The 1071-nt window shown below is 40.9% G+C and carries 1 protein-coding gene and 1 pseudogene; both read left to right on the top strand.

Annotated features, from left to right (window positions below):
* The first annotated feature begins 110 nt into the window (after window positions 1–110).
* Window positions 111–800, top strand: a complete 690-nt coding sequence (locus tag AEA42_RS14515) for a hypothetical protein (protein WP_231640399.1) — start codon at window positions 111–113, stop codon at window positions 798–800.
* A gap of 76 nt (window positions 801–876) precedes the next feature.
* Window positions 877–1071, top strand: a pseudogene (locus AEA42_RS14510) (IS4 family transposase); the annotation flags it as partial.

Raw genomic sequence — 1071 nt, 5'->3', positions numbered from 1 at the left:
CTGAAGGTACTCAGGCGGCCTGATTATCAAATCACGGAGAAAGAATTGCTGGCGGCCTGGGTATTATTCGCCAATCAGTTGCTCAAATATGGCTATGCTATGGCTGATTTATGAGGGGATCCTTCAGTACTGAGCAACAACGACTGTCCCTACTTTCAGAGTTAACTACTCAATGGGAGCATTTGTTAAAAGATACAAAGGTATTACTAAGTCTTGAAACCACTCCTGAGATGTATCAAGCCCTAAACACAACGATCGATACTCAGCTTTATTATCAGCAACAACTCCCATTGCTCAATACGCTTACAGACAGTGCTTTACAGGCAAAGTTACAGGCACAAAATATTCAAACAAATTTGGCCGGTATGTCATCAGCATTTTCTGATGAAATGCAGACTCAACTGAATCAGACCCATGAACGATTCGCTCTATTAGTTGACCATAAAGATCTCAGTGGAATTACCGACAATCAGATAGAACATCAAGCTATTTCGGAATACCTGCACCAAGGTGAGCACCTGTTTGTGTTATTAGATGAAGTAAAAAATACCCAAAATATAGCGACGTTAAATCACCTTCAACGGGAAGCGATGCGACGACTTATTCAAATGGAAAATATCGTCGCGTCTATGCATTCGAGTAATACAATTTATCTCAACTGGTTATCGCAAATAAAACAAAACATGGTTGGCAATGACAACTTATTTGAGCTATCCCGTAATGCCTTAAAAAGTACTCAAATAGCCAATGCTCATTTTGGCTATCAAGCCCTGAAGAATCCCCTGATGATTTACAAATAAATCATCAAATTAGGGTGGAAGCGCATCTTGTTGCATGATCAAATGGTTTCGCCAAAAACTACACTTGGACAACAAGATGCGCGAAGCCAATATCCTACAACATTCTTTACACCAATACTGCCCAGAACTTCACCTAAAACGATTAAACAGCTTGATGCTGGCCTCTAAGGCACTGATTGAATGTAAGACACTGACCTTGACTGAGTTAGGTCGAAATTTACCAACCACGGCCCGAACCAAGCACAACATCAAGCGCATTGATCGTTTGCTC

It is taken from the genome of Shewanella sp. Sh95 (assembly GCF_001308045.1).
In the GTDB taxonomy this organism is placed as follows: Bacteria; Pseudomonadota; Gammaproteobacteria; order Enterobacterales; family Shewanellaceae; genus Shewanella; species Shewanella xiamenensis.
This window is presented reverse-complemented; position numbering and strand designations above follow the sequence as displayed.

Coding starts and splice junctions, on each gene's coding strand:
- AEA42_RS14515 (WP_231640399.1), top strand. CDS start 111: ATGAGGGGATCCTTCAGTACTGAGCAACAACGACTGTCCCTACTTTCA.